At 61.2% G+C, this 2724-nt stretch carries 3 protein-coding genes; all 3 read right to left on the bottom strand.

From position 1 onward, the window contains the following. A partial coding sequence (locus tag WCE35_RS06610) for a hypothetical protein (RefSeq protein WP_424592545.1) occupies positions 1-920 on the bottom strand: 920 nt, incomplete at its 3' end. 506 nt (positions 921-1426) lie between these two features. After that, positions 1427-1801, bottom strand: coding sequence for an IS66-like element accessory protein TnpA (gene tnpA, locus WCE35_RS06605; protein ID WP_424592546.1), 375 nt, complete (start codon positions 1799-1801; stop codon positions 1427-1429). A 295-nt stretch (positions 1802-2096) separates the two neighbouring features. After that, the gene (locus WCE35_RS06600) at positions 2097-2561 is read right to left on the bottom strand and encodes a hypothetical protein (RefSeq protein WP_424592544.1); all 465 of its coding nucleotides are present in this window, start codon (positions 2559-2561) and stop codon (positions 2097-2099) included. Between the last annotated feature and the right edge of the window lie 163 nt (positions 2562-2724).

Below are 2724 nucleotides of genomic sequence, written 5' to 3'. Positions count from 1 at the left end.
GCTCCGCACTGCGCCACATAGCCTGTCGCCCCGGTCTTCGGATCGCCGTCCAGCCCGGGCGTCGCCGTCGAGATGGCGAGAACCGCAATGGCTTCCGCCACCAGCTTGGCGGCGGCGCTGGCTTCCGTGACCGCCGCGGGCGCGCCCGACACCGCCGTGCAGATCGGGTCATGGCCCGGCGCATCGCCGAACCACACGATGATGCGTTTGCTTCCGGGCCTCCACCCGATCGCTCCTCCAGGCGGAACCGCGAGGCTGTCGAGCGCGAACAGATCAGCTTCCGGAAAGTCGCCGCCCCCGGTCGCCGACCACGCACTGATCGCAGCGGTCACAGTCGCCGCCACTTTGGTCGGACTCACCTGGTGCTGAAACCCAAAGGGATCTCCCGAGGCGAAATCCTTGTAGTTGCCGACGCCGAACGCCATGTCGATGCCCAGCGCGCCGAGTGCCGCCAGCACGTTGTTCGAACCAGCTTGCACGGCGCCAAGGATGCTGCCCATCGAACCGGTGGTGTCGGCGAGAAAATAGACGTCCGCCTTGGCCGAACCAGCGTTTTTCGGAATCGTTACCGTGATCGTTTCATCGATCGTGTCGCCGGGATTCAGCGTCAATATGTTCGTGTCCGGCTGAATGGTGACGGGAGCCGTGCCAAGCCCGGCGGCGGCGGCCGTACTTACAACCGTTTGATCGAACATCTGCTCCAATGTAGCCGTATTCGGCAGCGGCTCGCTTTTGTCATCGACGGTCACAACGTAAGCAGGACCATTCGGGCTCTCGGCGCTGACGACTGTAACGCGGTAGATTGGTTTGCCGGATTTGGGATCGCGACCCTCGGCACGGTCCACGATCAGCGGCGTTTTCAGTTTGTGGACCTTGGCTGCCAGCGCCGCCGCTTGTTCGACGATAGATTTCGTTGGCATGACAACCTCCAATCGCGAGCATCCTCGCGAGATTCGCAATTGCGAAGATTCAGGTTGCCCCGTTGCGGGAAGCCCAGGCCGGTCTCGATCGGGCGCAAGCCCTGATGACCGATGACCTCGTTTCACTTAACGTCGGCCGACCGCGACGCCGAGCATCGCGGTTGAACTATGTCAGACTTCGCCGAAAGGATATGTGAACTAGGTTACACTCAAATATCGATGAACCGGCGGCTCCCATCGTCGGCGCGGCTTGGGTCGGCGCTCAGGCACTCGGGGGCGACACGCTCGCGGACGACGAAGAGTGGGCCAAATTTGAGGGCGCGCTGATCCACTTGATGTCGTCGCGGCCGGGCCTTCGTCAGATCATCTTCGTCGTAGGCTTTGTCCTCCCGCTGCTGGTACTGAGTGCCGTTGCTCGCGCACCAGGGCGGCCAGACTGTCGGCGCCGCGGCGGAAGTCCACCGGTTTGGTCGCTACCAGAACCCGCATTCCCGCCGGAACGGCGATCACGTCGCCGCCCTCACGGCGCGCAGCATTGTCGTCAGGACCACCGCATCAATGTTGGCCGGAATCCGAACCGTGACAGCGCCGATCACGATCTCGACCATCGGCGTGCTGCTTGGCCCAGCCAGCGCGATCGACGCGTGCGAGTGAGACCGGGATGCCTCTACAATCACCGGCGTGAAGGCAGGGCCACTCTCACCGGCCCCGCTCTCCACCCGCTGCCGCGCTTCCCGACGCCAGCCGAATAACTGCTGCGGCGTCAAACCGTGTCGGCGCGCAACGGCGGAGACCGTCTCGCCGCCCGCGTGGCTATCCGCAACGATCTGTGCCTTCTCATCCGCAGCCCACGCCCGACGCCGTCCCGTCCCAGTAAACACTTCCACTCGCCGCACCGGCTCCGGCTTCGATTTGGGTAAAAGCTCTGTGTCCGACACGTGTCCAGCCCGCTCGATTCAGCAGGCCGACATTTGCTCATCGGCGTCCCGAACGAAACGTGGGGTCAAAAGATCGCTTACCCTATATCAACGGGTCATGTCCCACGTCCCATCTGGAGGTAATCGGTCGGCAATATTGACAGGCAACCACGCAGGAACTTTCTCCTCTGGTTGCCAGCACGGGAGTGATAACCGAGAGCTGCTTACCTAACACGATCAAAAGCTGACTTTTCGCGTTTCAGCAATCGTACAGACGCACGCCGACAACGGAATGACCCTGAATTCTGTCCAGTATCTGTATTGTAGCGCGCTCGAATGCAGCCTCACGCAACGTCGAAGGAAGGTTTCCAGTATTTTGTTCCTGAATGCGACGCCCCGCGATCAGCGAACTGATGCCAACTATTCCCGCCTTGCTCGCTTTCATGTCGGCGCTATCAGCTTGCAACGCCAGTTTCGCGGGAGTTAGATCGAGCAGGGCTAGTGTGCCATCGGGCAGCACCTCTTGAACCGAGAACGCTGAGTTTTTTGTCCAGCCAACAATTGTGTCCCCTTCAACAACTGCAGAGAGGTATGCGGAAATCACCGCACCGCCCGGTGAACAACGATCCTTGGCTCCAAGCGCTTTATTCACGCTTATGGGCATCCAGCGGTTACCTCGCAGCAACAAGTGGCAACCAGCAATGCGCCGGCCCTGACTGGTCATGAGATCCTCTCACTGAGTTTCGACGTAGGTTTGTTCGAGCCGGCGGGCCACACTGTTCGCGCAGCGTGATTGGAAACCTAGCACGAAAGTTATTTCCCGTTGACACTCGGACGGTTGCGGCGCTGGCGGCCGTGGGGCAACTTTCAAGGGTTGCGTGAATGCC

The organism is Bradyrhizobium sp. (genome assembly GCF_049691595.1).
In the GTDB taxonomy this organism is placed as follows: domain Bacteria; phylum Pseudomonadota; class Alphaproteobacteria; order Rhizobiales; family Xanthobacteraceae; genus Bradyrhizobium.
The sequence above is the reverse complement of the archived record's forward strand: the minus strand, read 5'-3'. Positions and strand labels throughout refer to the sequence as shown.